The organism is Enterobacter sp. HMSC16D10, from assembly GCF_001807145.1.
Lineage (GTDB): Bacteria > Pseudomonadota > Gammaproteobacteria > Enterobacterales > Enterobacteriaceae > Enterobacter > Enterobacter roggenkampii.
Genome location: NZ_KV787923.1, coordinates 1 through 23,426, shown reverse-complemented (window position 1 = coordinate 23,426; position 23,426 = coordinate 1). Strand labels below are relative to the sequence as shown.

Annotated in this window: 22 protein-coding genes and 1 tRNA gene; 7 read left to right on the top strand and 16 right to left on the bottom strand. The window is 56.6% G+C overall.

Annotated features, from left to right (window positions below; translation table 11 throughout):
• The first annotated feature begins 81 nt into the window (after window positions 1-81).
• Window positions 82-822: a peptidoglycan meso-diaminopimelic acid protein amidase gene (gene dpaA / locus HMPREF3143_RS23725; protein WP_008500261.1), complete on the top strand. Its 741-nt coding sequence runs from the start codon at window positions 82-84 to the stop codon at window positions 820-822.
• Here the strand turns inward: dpaA and HMPREF3143_RS23720 are convergent.
• Complete coding sequence (locus HMPREF3143_RS23720; protein WP_070534377.1) at window positions 793-1,560, bottom strand: class II glutamine amidotransferase; 768 nt, start codon at window positions 1,558-1,560, stop codon at window positions 793-795. The two genes, dpaA and HMPREF3143_RS23720, sit on opposite strands and share 30 nt — an antisense overlap.
• Before the next feature lie 48 nt (window positions 1,561-1,608).
• Complete coding sequence (lpcA, locus tag HMPREF3143_RS23715; protein ID WP_008500263.1) at window positions 1,609-2,187, bottom strand: D-sedoheptulose 7-phosphate isomerase; 579 nt, start codon at window positions 2,185-2,187, stop codon at window positions 1,609-1,611.
• Between the two features lie 239 nt (window positions 2,188-2,426).
• On the opposite strand from lpcA, the gene fadE reads away from it, so the two are divergent.
• A complete protein-coding gene (gene fadE, locus HMPREF3143_RS23710) occupies window positions 2,427-4,871 on the top strand; it encodes an acyl-CoA dehydrogenase FadE (RefSeq protein WP_032664056.1) in 2,445 nt (814 codons plus the stop codon).
• A gap of 108 nt (window positions 4,872-4,979) precedes the next feature.
• Entirely contained in the window at window positions 4,980-5,750 is a 771-nt protein-coding gene (locus HMPREF3143_RS23705) for an amidohydrolase (protein ID WP_070534376.1), read from the top strand.
• A gap of 57 nt (window positions 5,751-5,807) precedes the next feature.
• On the opposite strand, the gene HMPREF3143_RS23700 is transcribed toward HMPREF3143_RS23705, so the two are convergent.
• From HMPREF3143_RS23700 to dnaQ, 9 genes are all read right to left on the bottom strand, one after another.
• Window positions 5,808-7,409, bottom strand: coding sequence for a gamma-glutamyltransferase family protein (locus HMPREF3143_RS23700; protein ID WP_070534375.1), 1,602 nt, complete (start codon window positions 7,407-7,409; stop codon window positions 5,808-5,810).
• A gap of 9 nt (window positions 7,410-7,418) precedes the next feature.
• A complete protein-coding gene (locus tag HMPREF3143_RS23695) occupies window positions 7,419-8,294 on the bottom strand; it encodes an ABC transporter permease (RefSeq protein WP_032654781.1) in 876 nt (291 codons plus the stop codon).
• Window positions 8,295-8,296: 2 nt separating this feature from the next.
• The gene (locus HMPREF3143_RS23690; RefSeq protein ID WP_008500268.1) at window positions 8,297-9,238 is read right to left on the bottom strand and encodes an ABC transporter permease; all 942 of its coding nucleotides are present in this window, start codon (window positions 9,236-9,238) and stop codon (window positions 8,297-8,299) included.
• A gap of 18 nt (window positions 9,239-9,256) precedes the next feature.
• The gene (locus tag HMPREF3143_RS23685; RefSeq protein WP_023343412.1) at window positions 9,257-10,771 is read right to left on the bottom strand and encodes an ABC transporter substrate-binding protein; all 1,515 of its coding nucleotides are present in this window, start codon (window positions 10,769-10,771) and stop codon (window positions 9,257-9,259) included.
• A 2-nt stretch (window positions 10,772-10,773) separates the two neighbouring features.
• A complete protein-coding gene (locus HMPREF3143_RS23680) occupies window positions 10,774-11,856 on the bottom strand; it encodes an ABC transporter ATP-binding protein (RefSeq protein ID WP_070534374.1) in 1,083 nt (360 codons plus the stop codon).
• Window positions 11,853-12,866, bottom strand: coding sequence for an ABC transporter ATP-binding protein (locus HMPREF3143_RS23675; RefSeq protein WP_070534373.1), 1,014 nt, complete (start codon window positions 12,864-12,866; stop codon window positions 11,853-11,855). Before HMPREF3143_RS23675 ends, HMPREF3143_RS23680 begins: the two co-directional genes overlap by 4 nt.
• On the bottom strand, window positions 12,863-13,582 hold the full coding sequence (locus tag HMPREF3143_RS23670; RefSeq protein WP_045416811.1) for a FadR/GntR family transcriptional regulator: 720 nt from the start codon (window positions 13,580-13,582) through the stop codon (window positions 12,863-12,865). Before HMPREF3143_RS23670 ends, HMPREF3143_RS23675 begins: the two co-directional genes overlap by 4 nt.
• Before the next feature lie 386 nt (window positions 13,583-13,968).
• A tRNA-Asp gene (locus tag HMPREF3143_RS23665) sits at window positions 13,969-14,045 on the bottom strand.
• Between the two features lie 132 nt (window positions 14,046-14,177).
• Complete coding sequence (gene dnaQ, locus HMPREF3143_RS23660; protein ID WP_025912581.1) at window positions 14,178-14,909, bottom strand: DNA polymerase III subunit epsilon; 732 nt, start codon at window positions 14,907-14,909, stop codon at window positions 14,178-14,180.
• Between the two features lie 31 nt (window positions 14,910-14,940).
• On the opposite strand from dnaQ, the gene rnhA reads away from it, so the two are divergent.
• On the top strand, window positions 14,941-15,441 hold the full coding sequence (gene rnhA / locus HMPREF3143_RS23655) for a ribonuclease HI (protein WP_223540539.1): 501 nt from the start codon (window positions 14,941-14,943) through the stop codon (window positions 15,439-15,441).
• Here rnhA and HMPREF3143_RS23650 read toward each other — a convergent pair whose 3' ends face one another.
• Window positions 15,442-16,158: a class I SAM-dependent methyltransferase gene (locus tag HMPREF3143_RS23650; protein WP_008500277.1), complete on the bottom strand. Its 717-nt coding sequence runs from the start codon at window positions 16,156-16,158 to the stop codon at window positions 15,442-15,444.
• Between the two features lie 32 nt (window positions 16,159-16,190).
• Between HMPREF3143_RS23650 and gloB the strand changes: the two genes are divergently transcribed.
• Together gloB and mltD are read left to right on the top strand one after the other, a co-directional pair.
• The gene (gene gloB / locus HMPREF3143_RS23645) at window positions 16,191-16,949 is read left to right on the top strand and encodes a hydroxyacylglutathione hydrolase (RefSeq protein ID WP_070534372.1); all 759 of its coding nucleotides are present in this window, start codon (window positions 16,191-16,193) and stop codon (window positions 16,947-16,949) included.
• Window positions 16,950-17,017: 68 nt separating this feature from the next.
• Entirely contained in the window at window positions 17,018-18,382 is a 1,365-nt protein-coding gene (gene mltD / locus HMPREF3143_RS23640) for a murein transglycosylase D (RefSeq protein WP_023293221.1), read from the top strand.
• 52 nt (window positions 18,383-18,434) lie between these two features.
• Here the strand turns inward: mltD and HMPREF3143_RS23635 are convergent, their stop codons facing one another.
• The 3 genes from HMPREF3143_RS23635 to HMPREF3143_RS23625 form a co-directional block, all read right to left on the bottom strand.
• Window positions 18,435-19,208 (bottom strand): class I SAM-dependent methyltransferase, encoded by a 774-nt coding sequence (locus HMPREF3143_RS23635; protein WP_070534371.1) that lies wholly within the window; start codon window positions 19,206-19,208, stop codon window positions 18,435-18,437.
• 76 nt (window positions 19,209-19,284) lie between these two features.
• A complete protein-coding gene (locus HMPREF3143_RS23630) occupies window positions 19,285-20,085 on the bottom strand; it encodes an endonuclease/exonuclease/phosphatase family protein (protein WP_025912579.1) in 801 nt (266 codons plus the stop codon).
• Between the two features lie 136 nt (window positions 20,086-20,221).
• Complete coding sequence (locus HMPREF3143_RS23625; protein ID WP_032674203.1) at window positions 20,222-21,397, bottom strand: MFS transporter; 1,176 nt, start codon at window positions 21,395-21,397, stop codon at window positions 20,222-20,224.
• A gap of 104 nt (window positions 21,398-21,501) precedes the next feature.
• Between HMPREF3143_RS23625 and yafC the strand changes: the two genes are divergently transcribed.
• Window positions 21,502-22,407, top strand: a complete 906-nt coding sequence (yafC, locus tag HMPREF3143_RS23620) for a DNA-binding transcriptional regulator YafC (protein ID WP_021242864.1) — start codon at window positions 21,502-21,504, stop codon at window positions 22,405-22,407.
• A 29-nt stretch (window positions 22,408-22,436) separates the two neighbouring features.
• Here the strand turns inward: yafC and dkgB are convergent, their stop codons facing one another.
• Entirely contained in the window at window positions 22,437-23,240 is an 804-nt protein-coding gene (dkgB, locus tag HMPREF3143_RS23615; RefSeq protein ID WP_023343405.1) for a 2,5-didehydrogluconate reductase DkgB, read from the bottom strand.
• Between the last annotated feature and the right edge of the window lie 186 nt (window positions 23,241-23,426).

Sequence of the window (23,426 nt, the reverse complement as noted above, 5' to 3'; positions counted from 1 at the left end):
GCTCCTAACAGAATAATCTGATTTCGGGTCTCTTTTGCCGTCCTGGCAAGTTGGTCATGGTTTTATCAAGGAACTAGTAGTATGCGTAAAATCGCATTGTTCATTGCGATGCTTCTGATTCCGTGCATGTCGTTTGCCGGACTGCTCAGCAGTAATAGCTCAACGACGCCGATCAGCAAAGAATATAAACAGCAGTTAATGGGATCGCCGGTTTATATTCAGATCTTCAAGGAAGAACGCACTCTCGATCTGTTTGTAAAAATGGGTGAGACGTATCAGCTGCTTGATAGCTACAAAATCTGTAACTACTCCGGTGGATTAGGGCCAAAACAGCGTCAGGGCGATTTCAAAAGTCCGGAAGGGTTTTACAACGTTCAGCGTAGCCAGCTCAAACCAGACAGCCGTTTCTATAAAGCCATCAATATCGGTTTCCCGAATGCCTATGACCGTGCACACGGTTATGAAGGTAAATACCTGATGATCCACGGTGCCTGCGTGTCTATCGGCTGCTACGCGATGACCGATTCCGGCATTGATGAGATTTTCCAGTTTGTCACCGGCGCGTTGGTCTTTGGTCAGCCAAACGTTCAGGTCAGCATCTATCCGTTCCGCATGACGGATGCCAACATGGCGCGTCACAAGTACTCGTACTACGCGGATTTCTGGAAACAGCTGAAACCCGGCTATGACTACTTCGAGCAGACTCACAAGCCGCCTGTTGTCTCGGTTGTGGATGGCCGTTACGTGGTCAGCAAGCCGCTGAGCCACGAAGTTGTCCATCCACAGCTGGCGTCAAATTACACGGTCCCCGAGACAAAATAGCACCCACTCGCCTGGCATAATCTTTTGCCAGGTTTCGTTGCCCGTCAGCGGCTGCGTTGCAATAACAGTGACCACATCGTTCGGTGTGGTCTCCTTCTGAAAGTCTATCTCCACATCCTGATCGAGCAGCGTTGCCACGCCAAACGGCGCACGGCGGGTGATCCAGAACAAATTCGTCGAGCAGAACGCCATCACATAGCGGCCGTCAGAAAGCAGCATGTTGAACACGCCTTTTTTACGTAGTTCGGTGGCCAGCGTTGCGATGTATTTAAACACGGCAGCCATATTGCCTGGCGTACGGGGATAGCGCTCCGTCAGCTTGTGCAGCAGCCAGCAAAAGGCTTTTTCACTGTCGGTTTCGCCTACCGGGCGGAAATTGCCCGTCTCCAGCGACTTATAGCCCGTGAGTTGCCCGTTGTGCGCGTAGGTCCAGTTTCGGCCCCACAGTTCCCGGGTAAACGGATGGGTATTTTCCAGCGCCACTTCGCCACGGTTAGCCTGGCGAATATGGGCGATCACCGAGCGGGACTTGATAGGATAGTCCTGCACCAGTTTGGCAATCGGTGAGTTAAAGCTGGGCTGTGGATCTTTGAACGTGCGACACCCTTTGCCTTCGTAGAAGGTGATGCCCCAGCCGTCTTTATGCGGCCCGGTTCCCCCACCGCGCTGCACCAGCCCGGTGAAACTAAAGCAGATATCGGTTGGCACATTGGCGCTCATCCCGAGCAGTTCGCACATACATCACCTCCACAACAGCGGGGGGCACCGGCGCCCCCCAGCGAAGTCTTACTTAGCCATCTCTTTTTCGATCAGCTGGATCAGGATGTGGATCACTTTGATGTGAATTTCCTGAATGCGGTCAGCATAACCGAAGTGCGGAACGCGAATTTCAACATCCGCCGTACCGTCCATCTTACCGCCATCTTTGCCCGTCAGGGTGATGACTTTCATCCCTTTTTCACGTGCAGCAGTAATCGCTTTGATCACGTTGCCGGAGTTGCCGGAGGTAGAGATCCCCAGCAGCACATCGCCTTCACGGCCTACCGCTTCAACGTAGCGAGAGAAGATGTGGTCGTAACCGAAGTCGTTGCCTACGCAGGAGATGTGGCTCACGTCGGAAATCGCAATCGCCGGGTAGCCAGGACGGTTTTCGCGATAGCGTCCGGTCAGCTCTTCTGCGAAGTGCATCGCGTCACAGTGAGAGCCGCCGTTACCGCAGGAGAGCACTTTGCCACCCGCTTTGAAGCTGTCGGCCAGCAGGACCGCCGCGCGCTGAATAGCGTGAATATTGGCATCATCTTTCAGAAAGTTCGCCAGCGTTTCCGCCGCTTCGTTCAGTTCGTTACGAATAAGATCCTGGTACATGAGGATAATCCTTCAGTATTGATGAAATAACACAGTGGAGTGTACCGGATAGCGGGAAAAGCGAGAAGCTAAAGCCATGCGAAACGTCCGGCGTTTTGCTTTTTCGTGCCGGGTAAAACGCGAACAATGTGAACCAGGTTGTAATTATTTTGTAAACACATTGCTAAAGGAAATAACATCAACTACAACCATATCATCACAAGTGGTCAGACCTCCTACAAGCAAGGGAGCTTTTCTTTATGATGATTTTGAGCATTCTCGCAACCGTTGTTCTGCTCGGTGTGTTGTTCTATCACCGCGTAAGTTTATTCCTGAGCAGCCTGATTCTTCTGGCCTGGACGGCTGCGCTTGGCGTCGCAGGTCTCTGGACTATCTGGCTTTTAGTCCCTCTTGCCATCATCCTTCTGCCGTTTAACTTTGCCCCGATGCGTAAATCAATGATTTCTGCACCGGTGTTCAAAGGCTTCCGCAAGGTGATGCCGCCCATGTCGCGTACTGAAAAAGAGGCGATTGATGCGGGCACCACCTGGTGGGAAGGCGACCTGTTCCAGGGTAATCCGGACTGGAAAAAGCTGCATAACTACCCGCAGCCGCGTCTGACCGCGGAAGAGCAGGCGTTTATTGACGGCCCGGTAGAAGAAGCCTGCCGTATGGCGAACGACTTTGCCATCACCCATGAAATGGCCGACCTGCCGCCAGAGCTGTGGGCCTACCTGAAAGAGCATCGCTTCTTCGCGATGATCATTAAGAAAGAGTACGGCGGTCTGGAGTTCTCCGCCTACGCTCAGGCTCGCGTCCTGCAAAAGCTGGCAGGCGTTTCCGGCATCCTGGCGATTACCGTTGGCGTGCCTAACTCCTTAGGCCCGGGCGAACTGCTGCAGCATTACGGTACGGAAGAGCAGAAAGATCACTACCTGCCGCGTCTGGCACGCGGTCAGGAAATCCCTTGCTTCGCGCTGACCAGCCCGGAAGCAGGCTCCGATGCGGGCGCGATTCCGGATACCGGCGTGGTCTGCATGGGCGAGTGGCAGGGCGAGCAGGTGCTGGGCATGCGCCTGACCTGGAACAAGCGTTATATCACGCTGGCCCCTATCGCCACCGTGCTGGGTCTGGCCTTTAAGCTCTCTGACCCGGAAAGACTGCTGGGTGGTGAAGAAGATCTGGGCATTACCTGTGCACTGATCCCAACCTCCACCCCGGGCGTTGAGATTGGTCGTCGTCACTTCCCGCTGAACGTGCCGTTCCAGAACGGTCCAACCCGCGGCCAGGATATCTTTGTGCCGATTGATTACATCATCGGTGGTCCAAAAATGGCCGGTCAGGGCTGGCGTATGCTGGTGGAATGTCTGTCGGTGGGCCGCGGCATTACCCTGCCGTCGAACTCAACCGGCGGTCTGAAGTCAGTGGCGATGGGGATTGGTGCCTACGCCCACATCCGTCGTCAGTTCAAAATCTCCATCGGCAAGATGGAAGGTATCGAAGAGCCGCTGGCGCGTATCGCGGGCAACGCCTACGTGATGGACGCTGCCGCCACGCTGATTACCTACGGCATTATGCTGGGCGAAAAACCGGCCGTACTGTCGGCCATTGTGAAGTACCACTGTACCCACCGCGCGCAGCAGTCAATTATTGACGCGATGGATATCGCGGGCGGTAAAGGCATTATGCTCGGCGAAGGCAACTTCCTGGCGCGCGGCTATCAGGGCGCACCGATTGCCATCACCGTGGAAGGGGCAAACATCCTGACCCGCAGCATGATGATCTTCGGTCAGGGCGCAATTCGCTGCCATCCATACGTGCTGGAAGAGATGGCCGCGGCGCAGAACAACGACGTGGATGCCTTCGATAAGCTGCTGTTCAAACATATCGGTCACGTGGGCAGCAACAAGGTGCGCAGCTTCTGGCTGGGCCTGACGCGCGGCCTTACCAGCGCCACGCCGACCGGCGATGCAACCAAACGTTATTATCAGCATCTGAACCGTCTGAGCGCCAACCTGGCCCTGCTGTCTGACGTTTCCATGGCGGTGCTGGGCGGCAGCCTGAAGCGTCGCGAACGTATCTCTGCCCGTCTGGGCGATGTGCTGAGCCAGATCTTCCTGGCCTCTGCGGTCCTGAAACGTTACGACGACGAAGGCCGTCAGGAAGCGGATCTGCCCCTGGTGCACTGGGGCGTACAGGATGCGTTGTATCAGGCTGAACAGGCGATTGACGATCTGCTGGCGAACTTCCCGAACCGCTTCGTGGCTGGTGCCCTGCGCGTGGTGATCTTCCCGACCGGTCGTCACCATCTGGCACCGTCCGACAAGCTGGACCACAAAGTGGCGAAGATCCTGCAGGTTCCGAGCGCAACCCGTTCCCGCATCGGCCGCGGTCAGTACCTGGCACCGACGCCGCATAACCCGGTGGGTCTGCTGGAAGAGGCGCTGCTTGACGTGATGGCCGCCGATCCGATTCACCAGAAGATCTGTAAACAGCTGGGCAAAAACCTGCCGTTTACCCGTCTGGACGAACTGGCAAAACAGGCGCTGGCCGGTGGCATTATCAATAAAGATGAGGCCGCTCTGCTGGTGAAAGCCGAAGAGAGCCGTCTGCGCAGCATTAACGTGGATGATTTCGAACCGGACGAGCTGGCGACGCAGCCGGTAAAGCTGCCGGAGAAGCACCGTAAACCTGAAGCGGCATAACGCGTTTCGCTTACCTAAACCCCGCCTCGCGCGGGGTTTTTTATTGCCACATTTTCTCGTTATGTCGTGCTACAGTGTCAAAAAGTGGTCGTTTGAGGAGCCTGTATCGTGCCTGGTCTGAAGATTTCTATTTTGCAGCAACCTTTAGTGTGGATGGATGGCCCCGCCAACCTGCGCCACTTCGATCGTCAACTCGAAGACATTACCGGGCGCGATGTGATTGTCCTGCCGGAAATGTTCACCACCGGCTTCGCCATGGAAGCGGCAAAACAGTCAATGCCGCAGGATGAGGTGGTTGCATGGATGCATGCCAAAGCGCAGCAGACTAATGCGCTGATCGCCGGCAGCGCCGCGCTGCAAACGGAGCGCGGCCCGGTGAACCGCTTCCTGCTGGTCGAGCCGGAAGGGAACGTTCATTTTTACGATAAACGCCACCTGTTCCGCATGGCGGATGAGCACCATCACTATGAAGCCGGTAACGCGCGCGTGGTGTTCGAATGGCGCGGCTGGCGTATTCTGCCGCTGGTCTGTTACGACCTGCGTTTCCCGGTGTGGTCGCGTAACCGCAACGATTACGACCTGGCGCTGTATGTGGCCAACTGGCCTGCACCGCGCTCCCTGCACTGGCAGTCGCTGCTCGTGGCGCGCGCGATTGAGAACCAGGCGTACGTGGTGGGCTGCAACCGCGTGGGGACGGACGGCAACGGGCATCACTATCGCGGCGACAGCCGGGTGGTGAATCCGCAGGGCGAGATCATCGCCACCGCCGAGCCGCATCAGGCGACGCGTATTGATGCCGAATTATCGTTAACGGCGCTGAAGGAGTACCGGGAGAAGTTTCCGGCGTGGCAGGATGCGGATCCGTTTAGCATTGAGTGAAAAAAAAGCCGGGTGGCGGCTACGCCTTACCCAGCCTACCAATGTTGCTCGCTTCTTTTAACTCACCAACGCCTGCCCGTCTTTGCGGCTTTCCGTCGCGGCCACGTAGTGTCCTTCCGGCAGGCGGTAAATCACCTGCGCACCACCGAAGTTGTAATCCTGAAGCGGATCTTCCACCACAATTTGATGCCCGCGCTCGCGCAGCGCGGCAATCGTGTTGCGATCGAACGTCGATTCAACGATCACCTCCCTGCCCTGCACCACGCGCCAGCGCGGCGCATCGATTGCCGCCTGCGGGTTTTGCCCGTGCAGCATGATGCGTAGCGCCATCTGCATGTGCCCCTGCGCCTGCATCGGGCCGCCCATCACGCCGAAGGACATCAGCGGCTGGCCGTTGCCGTCCATCGCAAAGCCCGGAATGATGGTGTGGAACGGGCGCTTGCTGCCCGCCAGCGCGTTCGGGTGCTTCGGATCCAGCACAAAGCCGCAGCCCCGGTTTTGCAGGCTGATCCCGGTATCCGGCACCACAATGCCTGAACCGAAGCCCATATAGTTGGACTGAATAAACGAGACCATCATCCCGCTGGCGTCCGCGGTGCTGATGTAGACCGTGCCGCTCTGCGTCGGGGAACCGTAGACAAAATCAGATGCGCTGGCGTGGTTGATCAGCGCCGCGCGCGACTTCAGGTAATGGTCGCTCAGCAGCTCTTTCGCCGCAAACGCCATGTGTGCTTCGTCTGCCACGTAGCGGTCGAGATCCGCCAGCGCCAGCTTCATTGCCTCGATAGAGAGATGCAGAGACTGCACGGAATCCGGATGATGCTTCTCAATGCCGCACTGCTCAAGAATGCCGAGCGCAATCAGCGTGGCGATCCCCTGCCCGTTTGGCGGCAGCTCCTGCACCGAGCCGCCCGCAAAGTCGCGTGACAGCAGTTCTACCCAGTCCACGCGGTGGTTGGCCAGATCCTCGGCCGTCAGGTGCGCGCCATGCTCTCTGGCGAAGGCGGCAATTTTCTGCGCCAGCTCACCGCGGTAAAAGGCTTCGCCGTTGGTGCGGGCAATCAGCTCAAGCGAGTTCGCCTGCGCCGGGTTACGGAAGATCTCCCCCACGCGCGGGGCGCGGCCTTCCGGGGCGAAACAGGCGCTGAAGCCCGGCTGATCTTTCAGCTTGTTATAGCCGCGCTGCCAGAGATGCCCAATCAGCGGGGAGACCGGGAAGCCGTTGCGCGCGTAGTCAATGGCGGGCTGCGCCAGGGTGGTCAACGGCAGCGTGCCGAAGCGTTCCGCCAGGGCGACCCAGCCGGATACCGCCCCCGGCACGGTCACCGCGTCCCAGCCGATTTCGGGCACCGCGGTTTTTCCGGCAAACAGATCCGCATGCCAGCTCGCAGGCGAACGACCGGAGGCGTTCAGGCCGTGCAGCTTTTCACCGTCCCAGACGATAGCAAAGGCGTCGCTGCCGATCCCGTTGCCGGTCGGCTCGACTACCGTCAGCGCCATCGCGGCGGCAATGGCGGCATCCACGGCATTTCCCCCCAGCTGCAGCATTTTCATTCCCGCCTGCGCCGCCAGCGGCTGAGACGTCGCAACGGCGTTATGGCCCAGCATCGGCGGGCGGCGTGAAGCGTAACCGGACGTAAAATCTAGCGCTTTGGTCATCATGACTCCTTAGTCGTGGCGCGGATCGAGCGCATCGCGCAGCCCGTCGCCGAGTAAATTGAAGCCCTGCACGGCAAGGAAAATCGCCACGCCGGGGAAAATGGACATCCACGGAGCCTGTTCAAGAAAACCTTTGGCGGTGTTGAGCATGGAGCCCCAGGACGGATTGGGCGGCTGCTGTCCCAGCCCCAAAAACGACAGGCTGGCTTCAGCGATAATCGCCGAGGCAATCGCCAGCGTGGCCTGCACCAGAATCGGCGACATCACGTTGGGCAGAACGTATTTGATGATGATCCAGCGATCCGGCAGGCCAATTGCCCGCGCGCCGTCGATGTACTCTTCGTTGCGAATGGCGATCACCTGGCCGCGCGTCAGGCGGGCGAAGATCGGCATCGCGGAAAGGCCGATGGCGATCATCGCGTTCGTCAGGCTCGGGCCCAAAAACGCCCCCAGCGCGATCGCCATGATCAGGAACGGGCAGGCCAGCAGCGCCTCGATCACGCGCGAGATGACGCCGTCCCACATCTTCTGGAAGTAACCCGCCACCAGCCCCAGCGGTACGCCGATAACCACGGCAATCACCACAGACATACAGCCCGCCATCAGCGAGGTGCGCGCCCCCCAGATAATGCGGGATAGGATGTCTCGCCCCAGCTCGTCGGTGCCGAACCAGTACATCGCCGACGGCGCTTTGCGCACCGCCAGGAAGTTGGCTTTGACCGGGTCGAACGGGGCGATCCACGGCGCCAGCAGCGCCACCAGCACAAAGAATCCCACCACTGCCGCGCCAATGACCGCGCTTTTATTGGCGAGGAATTTTTTCAATACCCGGTTTTGCGCCCGCGGCAGTGCGGGCACAACGGTTTGTGTCGTCATTTCCGCCATCGTTAGCCTCGCATTTTCGGGTTGATAAGGACGTAAAGCACGTCGGCCAGCAGGTTGAGCATCAGGAAGCCGATGGCGACGATCAGCACCACGCCCTGCACCACCGCGTAATCACGGTTAAATACCGAATCGACGATCATCTTGCCGAAGCCCGGAATGGTGAACACCTGCTCGGTCAGCACCGCGCCGCCCAGCAGTTCGCCAAACAGCAGCGTGGTGAGGGTAATCACCGGCACCAGCGCGTTGCGAAAGGCGTGCTTTAAGATCACCGCCTTCGGCAGCAGCCCTTTCGCCCGCGCGGTGCGGATGTAGTCCGCCTTCAGTACCGCAATCATCGAGGCGCGGGTGTGGCGCATCAGCGTTGCCGCCAGGCCCGTTCCGAGCACGGACGCGGGCAGCAGCAGCGTGCGCAGGTTCTGGAGCGGATCTTCACTGAACGGCACGTAGCCGGACGCAGGGAGCCACTGCAGGTTTACCGAAAAGACCAGAATCAACAGGATCCCCAGCCAGAAGTGCGGGATCGAGATCCCCGAGATCGCCACGAAGTTCGCCCCGTGATCGACCCAGCTGTTTTTGTTCACCGCCGCGAGTATCCCCATGCTGATGCCAAACACCAGCGCGATAATCATCGCCAGCAGCGACAGCTCAAGCGTCACCGGTAGCTTGCTGGCAATCAGCTGCGTCACCGGCTCGTGCGTGCGTAAGGAGACGCCCAGATCGCCCTGCAGCGCCCGCGTCAGCCAGTGGAAATACTGCACCGGGATCGGGGCATCGAGGTTCAGCTCCGCACGCAGCTGAGCGATGACCGCCGGGTCGCGCTCCTCGCCTGCCATGGCGATCAGCGGGTCGCCGGGCAGCAGCTTTTGCAGCCCAAACACCATCATGCTCACCAGCAACAGCGTCGGGACGGCCAGCAGCAGACGTTTGCAAATCAGTTCCAGCATGGGCTCTCCTCAGGACACTTATTTCGCAAGCGTCAAACCGGCCAGACGCACGATGCCGTCCGGGTACGGCTTAAAGCCCTGCACGCTTTTATTCAGGCCAAAAATACGCGGCTCGAAGTAGAGGTAGGCAATCGGCATGTCGGTTTGCAGCTGCTTCACCACCTTGTCGTACAGCGGCTGGCGCGCGGCCTGGTCGGTACTCTGGCGCGCCTGGGTCAGCCACTCATCGACCTGCGCGTTGCTGTAGCGGCCGTCGTTCAGGGTGCCTTTGCTGTTGATAAAGCCGTAGATGCTGCCGTCCGGATCCGGGCGCCCCGACCAGCCGGAGAAGCTCAGCTGATAGTCCCCGCTCTGCTGGCGGTCCAGCAGCGTGGCGAATTCGGTCATCTGCAGGTTCAGGTTAAAGCCCGCCTCGGCGACCATCGCTTGGAGCACCTGCCCTACCTGCTGCGAGGTTGGGTTGTTCGGCACCAGCAGGTTGACGGTCAGCGGCGCGGTGACGCCTGCCGCTTTGAGCAGGGCTTTGGCTTTATCGACGTCACGCGGCGGGACCGGCAGGTTGACGTGATACGGACTCACCGTGGAAAACGCCTGGTTGGCTGGCGTATACAACCCTTCAAAGACCACCTGGTTTAGCGCATCGCGGTCGATGGCCTGAGAAAACGCCTCGCGTACTCGAGCGTCCTTGAACGGATCGTTGGCGGGCACCTTGCCGTTATTGATGTTGAAAGTGATGCCCTGATAGCCCAGACCGGTCACCTTCGCCAGCGCCAGCTTGCTGTCGGCTTCGACGGTTTTAACGTCGCTGGCGGCGATGCCTTCGGTCAGATCAAGATCGCCCGCGCGCAGGTTCGCGAGGCGCACGGAGGCATCCGGGATCGGCAGATAGATAATTTTGTCGAAGTGGTAGGCGTCTTTGTTCCAGTAGTTGTCGAAGCGGGTCAGAACGATGCGGTCCTGGGACACGCGGCTGTCGAATTTATACGGGCCGGAACAGACCGGATGGGCGGCAAAGTCAGGCTTTTTTGCCGCTTCAGGGGCCATCATGGCGCCCGCACGGTCGGTGAGCTGCATCAGCAGTGCCGCATCCGGCGTTTTCAGGTGCAGGGCAATCTGCATCGGACCGGTGACCTCGACCGATTCAACGGAGGAGATCTCGCTTTTACGCAGGGAGCCTTTTAAGGTCAGGGCGCGGTCGAGGTTGTATTTTGCTGCGGCGGCATCGAATTTCTCACCGTCGTGGAAGGTCACGCCTTCGCGCAGGTTGAGCGTCAGGGTTTTACCGTCGTCACTCCACGCCCAGTCTTTGGCCAGACCGGGGACGACCTTCAGGTTTTCATCCACATCCACCAGCCTGTCGCACAGGGAGGCAAAGACGAAGCGGCCATAGTAGGTGCGCGCCAGATGCGGGTCGAGCATGTCCGGGTCAGCCCCCAGGCCAATACGCAGCACGCTTTCAGAATGGGCGGGCAGCGCCGCGCCAAGCAACATAACACTTCCCAGTACGGTCAAAAGAGAATTACGCATTGTCATTATCATGAGTTCCTTGAAGGAAGGGACGAGTGAGTGGCCGCGTGTTCAAACAGCGCGCGGCGGCGCAGGAAAGCGGCGGATGGCGGAGCAATCTGGATAACGCTGCGATCGCGGTTAATTTCCTGCCAGCGGTGGCAGGCAACCTGACGTCCGCAGTCGAGCATCTGATTAATCGGCTCGACCTGGCGGCATTCATCGGTAACGTACGGGCAGCGGGTGTGGAAACGGCAGCCGGACGGCGGACTGGCCGGGTTGGGCAGATCCCCCTGCAGCAGCGGCGCATCGCGCTCAACGCCCGGCTGCATCTGCGGTGCAGACGCAATCAGCGCCTGGGTATAGGGGTGCAGCGGTGCGTCAAAAATCTCATCGACGGTGGCAAGCTCGACGATTTGCCCGAGGTACATGACCGCCACGCGGTCGCTCATGTGGCGGATCACCGCCAGACCGTGGGCGACAATCACCATCGTCAGACCCAGCTGGTGCTTCAGGCTTTCCAGTAAATTGACCACCTGCGCCTGCACCGACACATCCAGCGCGGATACCGGCTCATCGCCCAGCAGCAGCTTTGGTCCCGAGGCCAGCGCGCGCGCAATGCCGATACGCTGGCGCTGCCCGCCGGAAAACTCGTGCGGATAGCGCCCGGCCCAGGCGGCGGGCAGGCCCACGGTCTTAAGCAGTTCGGCAACGCGGTACTGCCGGTCCCCTTTCTTCATGTTCTGGTGCAGCCACAGCGGCTCACCGACGATCTGCTCCACCGTCATGCGCGGGTTCAGGGAGGCGAAGGGATCCTGAAAGATGATCTGCAGCTCGCGGCGGAGCTGATTGAGCCGCGCGCCCGAGGCGTGGGTGATCTCTTCCCCCTGATAAAACACGCGCCCTTCGCTGGCGGCCAGCAGGCGCAGCAGCAGGCGGCCAAGCGTGGATTTTCCGGAACCGGACTCGCCGACAATCGCCAGCGTTTCGCCCGGCATGACGGCAAGCGACACGCGATCGACCGCCGTGACGAACCGGGCCGGGGAAAAGAGTTTTTTCGGACCGGGGAAAAGCTTGCTGAGGTCCCGGGCTTCAAGAATGGGCGTGGTCATGCGGTCTCTCCCAGGGCAATGTGGTGTTCGAGCGGCACGCGGAAGCAGGCGACCTGATGGCCCGCGCCGAGCGTGGTGAGCTGCGGTTTTTCATCATGACAGCGCGACTGTGCAAACGGGCAGCGCGTCGCGAAACGGCAACCTTTCGGCATGGACTCCGGGAGCGGGACCGTTCCGGGAATAGTGGAAAGCGGGCCTTTGCGTGCCCCCAGCGAAGGGATCGAGCCCATCAGGCCGATGGTGTACGGGTGCTGCGGGTCGGCAAATATCGCCTCGACGCTTCCCTGCTCTACCACCTGTCCGGCATACATCACCGCCACCTGCTGCGCCACTTCGGCCACCACGCCTAAATCGTGGGTGATCATCAGCACCGCCGTGCCGGTTTCCTCTTTCAAGGTGTTGAGCAAGGCGAGGATTTGCGCCTGGATGGTGACGTCGAGCGCGGTGGTCGGCTCGTCGGCAATCAATAATTTAGGATGATTGATCAGCGCCATGGCAATCATCACGCGCTGGCGCATGCCGCCGGAAAGCTGGTGGGGATAGGCTTTCAATCGCATCTCTGCTGCCGGAATCTGCACTTTCTCGAGGATCTGCAGCGCGATCTTCATCGCCTCTGCGCGCGAGACGTCCTGATGACGCATAACCGCCTCGCTCAGCTGATCGCCCAGCGTAAACGCCGGATTGAGCGAGGTCATCGGCTCCTGGAAAATCATCGCCAGCTCGCTACCGCGCAGATCGGCATATTCCCGCGGCGAGAGCTTGCGCAGATCGTGGCGGCGAAACTGCATCTCCCCGCTGACGATCCGTGCGCTGGCGGGCAATAACCCCATCAGCGCCAGGGAGGTGATACTTTTCCCACAGCCGGATTCTCCCACCAGCGCCAGCGTTTCGCCGGCCCTGACGGTCAACGAGATACCGTCAAGCACGCTTACCGGCGAGCCCGCGAACGTAACGTTGAGGTTTTTTACTTGCAATACGGGCGTGGCGTCCTTAAAGGGGATTGTCGTCATGGCGTGAAGTCGTCCTCGAGGTGGATCGCCTGAATCAGGGCGGTTTGCAGGATGAGCAGGTGTTCGCGCATCGCGGTCGCGGCCTCGTTAGGCTGGCGATGGATAATGGCAGCCATGATCTTGTGATGGTGGTCGTTATAGCTATCGACACGCTCGGGGGTGCGTGCCAGCTCGCGCAGATGCTGCCAGCCCGGTTCACGCCGCACGGCATCAATGGCATCAAACAGGCCGAGCATCAGGCGATTACCAGCCGCTTCCGCAATGGCGCGGTGAAAGGCGCTATCCCACAGTTCGTTGAGATCGCGGTCATCCGGGCTGACCTTGTCGATGCGTTCCAGCATGCGCTGCATGAGCGCAAGGTTTTCCCTGGTGGCACGCAGTGCCGCAAGCCGGGCTAAGCCGGGTTCGAGCTGCAGACGAGCTTCCATCACTTCCAGAAGGTTGGTTTGCTGAACCAATCCCTGAAGGGCCAGCGGTTCAACGGGTGCAGCCGGGCCGATAAAGGTCCCTTTGCCCTGCTTACGCCAGATGCGCCCCTCTTCTTCCAGCACGTCCAGCGCGCGACGCACTTCACGTCGTCCTACGCCGAGTGTGTCCGACAGCTCACGTTCCGTGGGCAGCGGAGTGCCTGGTGTTGACTCGTGCTGGTTGATTAGCCCGCGCAGCTGTTCAAGCGCGGTGCTGGAATTTGCCAGAAACCGTGACGGTTTTTCCATATTGGTTCGCTCGCTTTCATCATTGCTTTATTTTTATTAACGATAAGTTATTGATATGGAATGAAGCTTATCGTGCTAATGATTAAGCAATAACCAAACCAATCTGCAATTGGTTCAGTATTTTTTTGCATAGCGGGTTATAAGCAGATGATTCTGTATGAATTCTTTTTTACAGAGAGACACAATCTGACTCGTGCCTGAATAGCCGGCGGTGGAAAAATGCACAAAAACAGTGCAAAGAATGCACTAATGATGTGCAATTGTTAATTAATTGCACTATTGATATTAACTTTTTGTTAACTACAAGTCAGAAGAGAGGGAATGGAATCACAGCTGGCTAAAAAGACGAAGGCCTGAATCATTTCTGATTCAGGCCTTCTGAATAGTGGCGGAACGGACGGGACTCGAACCCGCGACCCCCTGCGTGACAGGCAGGTATTCTAACCGACTGAACTACCGCTCCACTGTTCCCGTTTGGGGAACGAGGCGCATATTACGGTGCGCCTCCGATCTCGTCAACGCTTTTTCTCGCGCTTTGAATCGTTTGCTGCAAAAATCGCCCAAACGATGATTTTACAGGCATTCCGGCGTTTTTTCAGGCACGCCAGAGACAGCTGCCGCCCTTCTTCTGCACCAGATCAAGACGGGATTCATGATTAAGCAGCTCTTCATCACTGGCTAAAACAACCCGCAGCCGGCTTGCCTGACGGACGACACGCTGAATACCCGCTTCGCCCTGCGTTTGCTGCGACTCATTTTCCATACTGAACTTCATAGACGTCTGCCCACCGGTCATCGTCAGATAGACATCGGCGAGGATCTGGGCATCAAGCAACGCCCCGTGGAGCGTTCGTTTGGTATTATCTATCTCATAGCGCGAACACAGTGCATCCAGGCTGTTACGCTTGCCGGGGAACATTTTCCTCGCCAGCGCCAGACTGTCTGTCACCTTACAGAAGGTATTCGTCTTCGGGATATCACGATTAAGCTTGCTGAATTCATAATCCATAAAGCCGATATCGAACGAGGCGTTATGGATAACAAGCTCAGCGCCCCTGATGTATTCCAGGAATTCGTCAGCCACGTCCGCAAAAGTCGGCTTATCCAGCAAGAACTCATCGGCAATACCGTGAACGCCGAACGCTTCGGGATCCACCAGCCGATCGGGCTTGAGATAGACGTGGAAGTTGTTCCCCGTAAGACGACGGTTCACCACTTCAACGGCACCGATCTCAATGATCTTATGCCCTTCGTAGTGCGCGCCAATCTGGTTCATACCGGTGGTTTCGGTATCGAGGACGATCTGGCGAGTAATTGCAGTGCTCATAGCGGTCATTTATGTCAGACTTATCGTTTAACTGAACGTTTCAAATACAGGAAGTCTACCAGAGATGCGTAAACAGGTAGAAATTTTCACCGATGGATCTTGTCTCGGCAACCCGGGTCCCGGCGGCTACGGCGCGATTATGCGTTATCGCCAGCATGAAAAAACTTTTAGCGAAGGCTATTTTCTGACCACCAACAACCGGATGGAGCTCATGGCGGCCATTGTGGCGCTGGAGGCACTAAAAGAACATTGTGACGTGGTGTTAAGTACCGACAGCCAGTACGTTCGTCAGGGAATTACCCAGTGGATCCATAACTGGAAAAAACGCGGCTGGAAGACTGCCGATAAGAAACCGGTCAAGAACGTCGATCTCTGGAAACGGCTTGATGCCGCCCTGGGCCAGCACCAGATTAAGTGGGAGTGGGTTAAAGGGCACGCCGGTCATCCGGAAAACGAACGCTGTGACGAACTGGCGCGTGCGGCAGCCGCTAACCCTGCGCATGAGGACGCGGGCTATCAGCCTGAATCCTGATCAGGGCTTTCTGTACTGCCGCGTGGCGCCAACGGTCTGGCGGATCGGCGTTTTCGATTTGCTCTGCTTCATGGGATTAAGCGTAAGGGGAATGGTTCGCTTACGCGCGACGATAAACTGCATGCAGCCTAAGGCAGGCAAATGCGTGCTCAACAAGACGCCCCCCTGCCGCGCCCAGGGCAGCACCTGAAAACCGCCGTAGCAGAGCACTTCGAAGTTAAGCAGTGACAGCCAGTCGAGCTGGCGCATCATGGTGAACATCCGGCTGTTGTAAGGCGGCGTCCGGCGCAGCACCGGTACCAGCTTTCGCAGGCCCATCAGGCTCAGCGGGTTGAATCCGCTCAGCACCAGCCAGCCGTCATCAATCAGCACGCGATCGGCTTCGCGAAGCAGACGGTGCGGATCGCTGCACCAGGGTAACGTATGTGCGAGCAAACACGCATCAACGGATTTTTCCGCAAACGGCAGATGTAACGGGTCTGCTTTCACCTGAACCGGCGATCCGCCGAGAGAGACGTTCACCTGATGCGAGATAGCGCAGCTTTCGGTATTGATTTCCGCGCTGAGATTGCCAATCTTAAGCAGGTGAAAGCCATACATTTTCGCGAGCCAGGGCTTCAGCTGTTGCTCTAACGCCTCGCGATAGTATTCACCCCAGGGCAGTTCCGCCCAACGTTCCGGTGCTGCGACAGTCTGAGGTATCCTTGCCGGTTTCATCAACACACCCGCCACGCTATAAGAGGTAATGTATGAATCTTATCAGTATTTCTGCTTTTGAGGACAATTACATCTGGGTTTTGGTTGACGATGAACGTCGATGCGTCATTGTCGATCCCGGAGAATCCGCCCCCGTACTGCGCGCAATAGAAGAGAACGGCTGGCAGCCGGAAGCCATTCTTTTGACGCATCACCATAACGATCATACGGGCGGTGTACCTGAACTGCGTACCCATTTTCCGCATGTTGTGGTTTACGGACCGTCAGAGGCACAAGATAAGGGTGTCACGCAAGTAGTCGAAGAAGGCGAAAAAATCCTCATACGCGAGTGGGAGTTTTCCGTATTTGCCACACCGGGTCACACTTTGGGACATCTGTGTTTCTACAGTAAGCCTTATCTTTTTTGCGGTGACACGCTGTTCTCAGGGGGCTGCGGAAGGCTGTTTGAAGGAACACCAGCGCAAATGTATCAGTCTTTACAGAAGATTAACGTATTACCCGATGACACCGTTATTTGTTGCGCACATGAGTATACATTAGGAAATATGAAGTTTGCCGTCAGCCTGTTGCCTGAGGATCGGGCGATTCAGGATTATTATCACAAAGTGAAGGAGTTACGTGCAAAAAACCAAAACACACTCCCCGTAATTCTGAAAAACGAGCGCCAAATTAATTTATTTTTGCGAACAGATGATATTGATTTAATTAGCAAAATTAACCAAGAAACAAATTTGCAACAACCAGAACAGCGATTTGCATGGTTAAGGTCAAAGAAAGATAACTTCAGATAATTGCTGGTTGCCTTTTCAAAAATTCGCCGTTATCATCGCTCGTCTTTTAAGCAACTATTGACACACACATGAAGGCAAAAGCGATATTACTCGCCTCTGTCCTGCTTGTAGGTTGCCAGTCGCAGAACGGCAGCAACGTACAACAGCACGCACAGAGCCTTTCTGCAGCTGGTCAAGGGGAAGCAGGGAAGTTTACAAGTTCGGCGCGCTGGATGGACGATGGGACATCTTTCGCGCAGGAGCAAGACTTGTGGACCTCTATTGGCGACGAGCTAAAGATGGGAATTCCGGAAAACAGCCGGATTCGCGAACAGAAACAGAAGTATTTAAGTAATAAGAGCTATCTCCACGATGTAACGTTACGGGCAGAGCCGTATATGTACTGGATAGCCGGGCAAGTTAAGAAACGTAACATGCCTATGGAGCTGGTACTCCTACCCATAGTGGAGAGCGCTTTTGACCCACACGCGACGTCTGGCGCCAATGCCGCAGGCATTTGGCAGATCATTCCGAGCACCGGGCGAAACTATGGTCTGAAACAGACCCGCAACTATGATGCGCGTCGCGATGTTGTCGCTTCAACGACAGCCGCTCTCGACATGATGCAACGTCTGAACAAGATGTTTGACGGCGACTGGCTGTTAACGGTCGCAGCGTACAATAGCGGCGAAGGTCGTGTACTGAAGGCAATGAAAGCGAATAAAGCACGGGGTAAATCCACCGATTTTTGGTCGCTCTCACTGCCACAGGAAACAAAGATTTACGTACCGAAAATGCTGGCTTTGAGCGATATTCTCAAGAACAGCAAGCGTTACGGTGTACAACTGCCAACACCAGACGAAAGTCGTGCACTGGCGCGCGTTCGCCTCAGCAATCCGGTTGATATTCAACAGGTTGCTGATATGACGGGTATGTCGGTAAGTAAATTGAAAACCTTTAATGCTGGCGTTAAAGGCTCAACGCTGGGGGCGAGTGGCCCGCAGTATGTAATGGTTCCGCAGAAACATGCTGAGCAGTTACGTGAGTCTTTAGCTTCGGGTGAAATCGCCGCCGTTCAGTCAACGCTGATCGCGGATGCATCATCAGTTAACAGCCGCAGCTATAAGGTTCGTTCAGGTGATACGCTTTCGGGCATTGCGTCACGTCTTGGCGTGAATGCGAAAGATCTGCAGCAGTGGAATAACCTGCGCAGTTCAGGCCTGAAAGTGGGTCAAACTCTGACGGTGGGTGCAGGTAGCAGCGCACAGCGTCTCGCCAGCAACAGTGATAGCATAACCTATCGCGTGCGTAAGGGTGATTCGCTGTCCAGTATCGCAAAACGTCACGGCGTGAACATCAAAGATGTGATGCGCTGGAACAATGATACTGACAATCTGAAACCGGGCGACCAGCTGACGCTGTTTGTGAAGAACAGCGCAACGCCAGACTCCTGATAACACGACCGAAAGATAAAAAGGCACCGATTCCCCTCGGTGCCTTTTTTGTTTATCCCGCTTTTTGCGCTTCCGCCATGATGGTATCGCTGGTAAATGAACCATCGTCCTGCAGTTCAAAGTACGCCTTCACCTCTGCCGACGCACTCTCCTGATACAGCCTGATAGCCTGGCTTAATGCTTCCGGGGTGCGCATACGCGCAATCCACGAGCTAAACTCCAGCGGTAAACGGTCTGTGATTAACGAACGCGCGATCAGCCCCGCTTCCGTGATCAGCGATAACCACTCTCCGCTGGCGTAGTTTTGCACATGGGAGGTGTCGCGCAGCGCTTCCACCGTCTGCAGCCAGATATTACGTACCGGATGCCCAGGCGACATGACATCCATAATAATGAAGATGCCACCCGGCTTCAGAACGCGTTTGACTTCGCGTAATGCCTGGCCAACATCATGCCAGTGGTGCGCGGAATAACGGCTAATCACCACCTCAAACGAGGCATCATCAAAAGGTAAGGATTCGGCATAGCCCTGACGCGTATCAATGTTGTCCAGCCCCTTCGCTTTCGCCGCTTCAGCAACCACCTCCAGCATCTGGCTGGATAAGTCATATGCGGTTACGTGCGCCACCTGCTGCGCAGCCGTGAAGCTGGCATGCCCTGCCCCGCAGCCTAAATCCAGCACGTGCGCCTGCGGGAATGCCGACAGACGTTCACCGAGACGCACCAGATCGCGACCTGAAGCGTGCACGGCGCTGCTCAGAAAGGCATTTGCCTGAGAACCAAACTGTTTTTCTACGTTGTCATGATGGGAGTGTGTTGTTGTCATCGTACTGTCCTTTGTGGGTTAAAAATAGAAGGGCAGCACCCGCGCAGGTCTGCCCCACGGCAGACCTGACACACCATTATTTATCAGGTTTGCCGGGACTGAATTCGACTAGTAGAGGGTTATGATCGGAGGCGCGCGTCACCAGCACAGAGGCGTCGTGCACGCTTAAACCACGGTAGAAGACAAAATCGAGAGGACGACCAAAGGCTTTTTTGCGCTGGTCATCGCTAAAACGGACTTCACGCAGCGACATTTCGCGCGCAAAGCGGTACAGCGCATTCATGCGCGGGCGGCTCCAGGCATTGAAATCACCGGCCATAATGATCGGCCCACTGTGATGCGCAATCTGATCGCCGATCGGAAGTAACTGCTTACTATATACATCCACGCCCAGGCTGAAGTTTACCGCGTGGATATTCACGACCATCAGCATACGGGTATCCGGCAGTGGATAGACCGTCACCAGTGCCGATTTCGCCAGACGCAGGATAGGCTCGCGTTCGCGCAATGGACAACAATAGACCGGATGTGCTGCTGAAAGCGTCATCACCCCCGAGGGGTGCTGAGGCAGAACAAAGGCCGGTACCTGGTCGGCGGCAAGATAGTGAGTGGTGGCAAACCGGACCAGCTCAGGGGTGGTTTGCGCCTCCTGGAGCAGAACCAGGTGGGCATCTTTGCCAAAATTCTTGAGTACCGATAACCACTCCGCACGCTGCTGCTTAAAGATATTCCACACCAGTACGCGGATTTTTTCATCGCTGCTTAACGGTGTGCCGGCGGGTAATGCCTGACTGATGCTCGCAAACGACCCCGGAGGCAAGATCCTCTCCGCGGGCATTCCGGCAACATAACGCATGGCATAGGTATTTTTTCGCACTTTTGGAAACAGCCTCTGTAACATGAACCAGTCCGGAAAACGGACTGGTTCTAATGTTATAGGGACTTTAGGTCACACTTTCAACGCAATTTCTGAGAAACCGCTTTCCAGTTTTGTAAGCCAGCGCTTACTGATGTTACCCCAGCGCAACGCGGGCTGGCTTATCCAGACGTCCGCTCAGGCCAATCAGCAGGAAGGCGATCAGGACAATCACCGCGCCAATCCACGGGGTCTGGGTCAATCCGAAGTGCTCGACGGTTTGTCCGCCAATAATTGAACCCAACGCAATACCAATATTAAATGCGGCAATGTTCAGCCCCGATGCCACGTCCACCGCATTTGGCGTATAAAGCTCAGCTTTCTGTACAACGTAAACCTGAAGCCCTGGCACATTACCAAAAGCGAAGATCCCCATGACCAGTACCGTGACCAGCGCGGCGTACTGTATCGAGGCGGTGAACTGGAAAATCATCAGCAGAACAACCAGCGCGGCGAAGATGAATTTCAGCGCCGGTACCGCACCATGCTTATCCGCAAGCTTGCCGCCCCAGATATTGCCAATCGCAACGGAAATACCGTACCCCAGCAAGATCCAGCTCACGGCGTTGGGAGAGAAGCCCGCCAGGTCCTGCATCATCGGTGCCAGGAAGGTAAAAGCAGTGAATACGCCACCATAGCCCAGCGCCGTAACCGCGTAGATGATCAGCAAACGCGGATGCGTAAGTACCTTCAGCTGATCGCTCAAGCTAGCGCTGGCCCGGCCTGGAATATTCGACGGCACCAGCAGCAGGCTGGTCACCAGGGCAATGACGCCCAGTAGGGAGACGGCCAGGAACGTTTCACGCCAGCCGAAGTGTTGTCCGATAAACGTGCCCAACGGTACGCCCGTAACGAGTGCAACGGTCAACCCACCGAACATGATCGCAATGGCGGATGCCGCTTTCTCTTTGGGTACCAGGCTGGTTGCAATAGTAGAACCAATCGAGAAGAACACCCCGTGAGCAAGGCCGGTCAACAGCCGAGCGATGACCAGCGTGGTGTAGTCCGGCGCCTGCCAGGCCAGCACGTTGCCGGCGGTGAACAGCACCATCAGTGCAACTAACAGCTGCTTACGCGGGAAACGTCCTGTCAGGGCCGTCAGGACTGGCGCACCGACGGCAACGCCCAGGGCATAGATGGACACCAGCAATCCGGCGGAGGGCAGCGAGATCGCAAGCTGGTTAGCAATGGTGGGGACCAGCCCCACGATAACAAATTCGGTCGTGCCAATTGCGAAGGCACTGATCGTCAGGGCAAGTAGCGCCAGTGGCATAAAATACTCCGTATCATCAGGATTAAGATGACAGGCAGTATGCGCCAGTGCTTAAATAACAAAAATGGTCAAAATCTCAATAGAATTTTGCGGGTGGTGCAACAATGAAAGCAACGTCAGAAGAGCTGACAATCTTTGTCGCCGTGGTTGAAAGCGGCAGCTTTAGCCGCGCTGCCGAACAGCTGGGACAGGCTAACTCAGCCATCAGCCGCTCGGTAAAAAAGCTGGAGATGAAGCTTGGGGTGAGTCTGCTCAACCGAACGACGCGGCAGCTGAGCCTGACGGAGGAAGGTGAGCGTTATTTTCGCCGCGTGCAGTCGGTACTGCAGGAGATGGCCGCAGCAGAGACCGAGATTATGGAGACCCGCAGCACGCCGCGTGGGTTACTGCGCATTGATGCAGCCACGCCGGTTGTGCTGCACTTTCTGATGCCGCTAATCAAACCTTTCCGTGAACGCTATCCGGAGATGACGCTCTCTCTGGTCTCGTCCGAGACGTTTATTAACCTCATCGAGCGAAAGGTAGATGTGGCGATCCGGGCCGGAACGCTGACCGATTCAAGCCTGCGGGCCCGCCCGCTGTTTGCCAGCTACCGTAAAATTATCGCGTCGCCACAGTATATTGCTGAACATGGCAAACCGGAGACGGTTGAGGAGTTGAAACAGCATTTGTGCCTGGGCTTCACGGAACCCGTTTCGCTAAATACCTGGCCCGTCGCCTGCCCTGACGGTCAGTTGCATGAGATCACCTGCGGGTTGTCGTCCAACAGCGGGGAGACGCTGAAGCAATTGTGTCTTGAAGGCAACGGTATCGCCTGTTTGTCTGACTATATGATTGATAAGGAGATTGCGCGGGGTGAACTGGTAGAGCTGATGGCCGATAAACGCCTGCCAGTCGAAATGCCTTTTAGCGCGGTGTATTACAGCGACAGAGCGGTGAGTACGCGCATTCGTGCCTTTATCGATTTTCTGAGTGAACATATAAAAACAGCTCCCGGAGGAGCTGTGTGAGGGTTCAGGTTACAGAGGGTGGGTCAAACTTAATCCCAGTTTGGCGCTAAGCCTTCCGGGCTGACCAGGCGATCGTTGCACTCCAGGGCTGCGATCGCTTTTTTATCGTCAGCATCCAGATGAAGATCCGTTGCTAACAGGTTGCTCGCCAGGTTTTCACGCTTAGTGGATGATGGGATCACGGCATACCCTTCACCCATTGCCCATGCCAGAATGACCTGCGCAGCCGTCGCATTATGCTTCTCGGCGATACGGATAATCACCTCATCTTTCAGCGCCTTACCGTAGGCCAGCGTCATGTATGAGGTGATGTGGATCCCATGCTGTTTTGCCCAGTCCACCACTTTGCGGTTTTGCAGATATGGAGAGAGCTCAATCTGGTTGGTTGCAATATTTTCTGCGCCAACAGCAGCAATGGCTTTTTCCATCAGCGGGATCGTGAAGTTGGAGATCCCAATTTCGCGGGTTAAGCCCTGCTTTTTCGCTTCCAGCAGCGCCTGCATGAATTCTTCCACAGAGACGGCATCGTTCGGTGATGGCCAGTGGACCAGCGTCAGATCCACGTAGTCAGTACGCAGTTTTTTCAGGCTTTCTTTCAGGCTTGGGATCAGCTTGTCTTTGCTGAGATTCTCAATCCAGATTTTCGTGGTAATAAATAGCTCATTACGCGGCACACCGCTCTCTTCGAGAGCTTGTCCAACGGCAGCTTCGTTTTCATAGATCTGCGCCGTATCAACAGCACGATAGCCCAGTTCGAGTGCGGTTTTAACTGATGCGATAACAATGTCGTCTTTCAGGCGGAAAGTGCCCAAACCAAATGCAGGGAGAGTCATACTATTCCTCAATCATTATGTTCGTAAACTGAGGACGATTATCGCTGGCGGTGTTATAGAGAAAAAGATCGCAAAATGCAGAGGATTTTTGCTGATTTCGCAATAATTAAACGTCAGATAAGAAAAAAGCCCTGAGCGTTAGCTCAGGGCTTTTAATAAGTGGCGGAACGGACGGGACTCGAACCC

Bases quoted from the DNA above. Each gene is read 5' to 3' on its own strand.
- dpaA (WP_008500261.1), top strand. From the start codon at position 82: ATGCGTAAAATCGCATTGTTCATTGCGATGCTTCTGATTCCGTGCATG.
- HMPREF3143_RS23720 (WP_070534377.1), bottom strand. From the start codon at position 1,560: ATGTGCGAACTGCTCGGGATGAGCGCCAATGTGCCAACCGATATCTGC.
- lpcA (WP_008500263.1), bottom strand. From the start codon at position 2,187: ATGTACCAGGATCTTATTCGTAACGAACTGAACGAAGCGGCGGAAACG.
- fadE (WP_032664056.1), top strand. From the start codon at position 2,427: ATGATGATTTTGAGCATTCTCGCAACCGTTGTTCTGCTCGGTGTGTTG.
- HMPREF3143_RS23700 (WP_070534375.1), bottom strand. From the start codon at position 7,409: ATGACCAAAGCGCTAGATTTTACGTCCGGTTACGCTTCACGCCGCCCG.
- HMPREF3143_RS23695 (WP_032654781.1), bottom strand. From the start codon at position 8,294: ATGGCGGAAATGACGACACAAACCGTTGTGCCCGCACTGCCGCGGGCG.
- HMPREF3143_RS23690 (WP_008500268.1), bottom strand. From the start codon at position 9,238: ATGCTGGAACTGATTTGCAAACGTCTGCTGCTGGCCGTCCCGACGCTG.
- HMPREF3143_RS23685 (WP_023343412.1), bottom strand. From the start codon at position 10,771: ATGACAATGCGTAATTCTCTTTTGACCGTACTGGGAAGTGTTATGTTG.
- HMPREF3143_RS23680 (WP_070534374.1), bottom strand. From the start codon at position 11,856: ATGACCACGCCCATTCTTGAAGCCCGGGACCTCAGCAAGCTTTTCCCC.
- HMPREF3143_RS23675 (WP_070534373.1), bottom strand. From the start codon at position 12,866: ATGACGACAATCCCCTTTAAGGACGCCACGCCCGTATTGCAAGTAAAA.
- HMPREF3143_RS23670 (WP_045416811.1), bottom strand. From the start codon at position 13,582: ATGGAAAAACCGTCACGGTTTCTGGCAAATTCCAGCACCGCGCTTGAA.
- dnaQ (WP_025912581.1), bottom strand. From the start codon at position 14,909: ATGAGCACTGCAATTACTCGCCAGATCGTCCTCGATACCGAAACCACC.
- HMPREF3143_RS23650 (WP_008500277.1), bottom strand. From the start codon at position 16,158: ATGAAACCGGCAAGGATACCTCAGACTGTCGCAGCACCGGAACGTTGG.
- gloB (WP_070534372.1), top strand. From the start codon at position 16,191: ATGAATCTTATCAGTATTTCTGCTTTTGAGGACAATTACATCTGGGTT.
- mltD (WP_023293221.1), top strand. From the start codon at position 17,018: ATGAAGGCAAAAGCGATATTACTCGCCTCTGTCCTGCTTGTAGGTTGC.
- HMPREF3143_RS23635 (WP_070534371.1), bottom strand. From the start codon at position 19,208: ATGACAACAACACACTCCCATCATGACAACGTAGAAAAACAGTTTGGT.
- HMPREF3143_RS23625 (WP_032674203.1), bottom strand. From the start codon at position 21,397: ATGCCACTGGCGCTACTTGCCCTGACGATCAGTGCCTTCGCAATTGGC.
- yafC (WP_021242864.1), top strand. From the start codon at position 21,502: ATGAAAGCAACGTCAGAAGAGCTGACAATCTTTGTCGCCGTGGTTGAA.
- dkgB (WP_023343405.1), bottom strand. From the start codon at position 23,240: ATGACTCTCCCTGCATTTGGTTTGGGCACTTTCCGCCTGAAAGACGAC.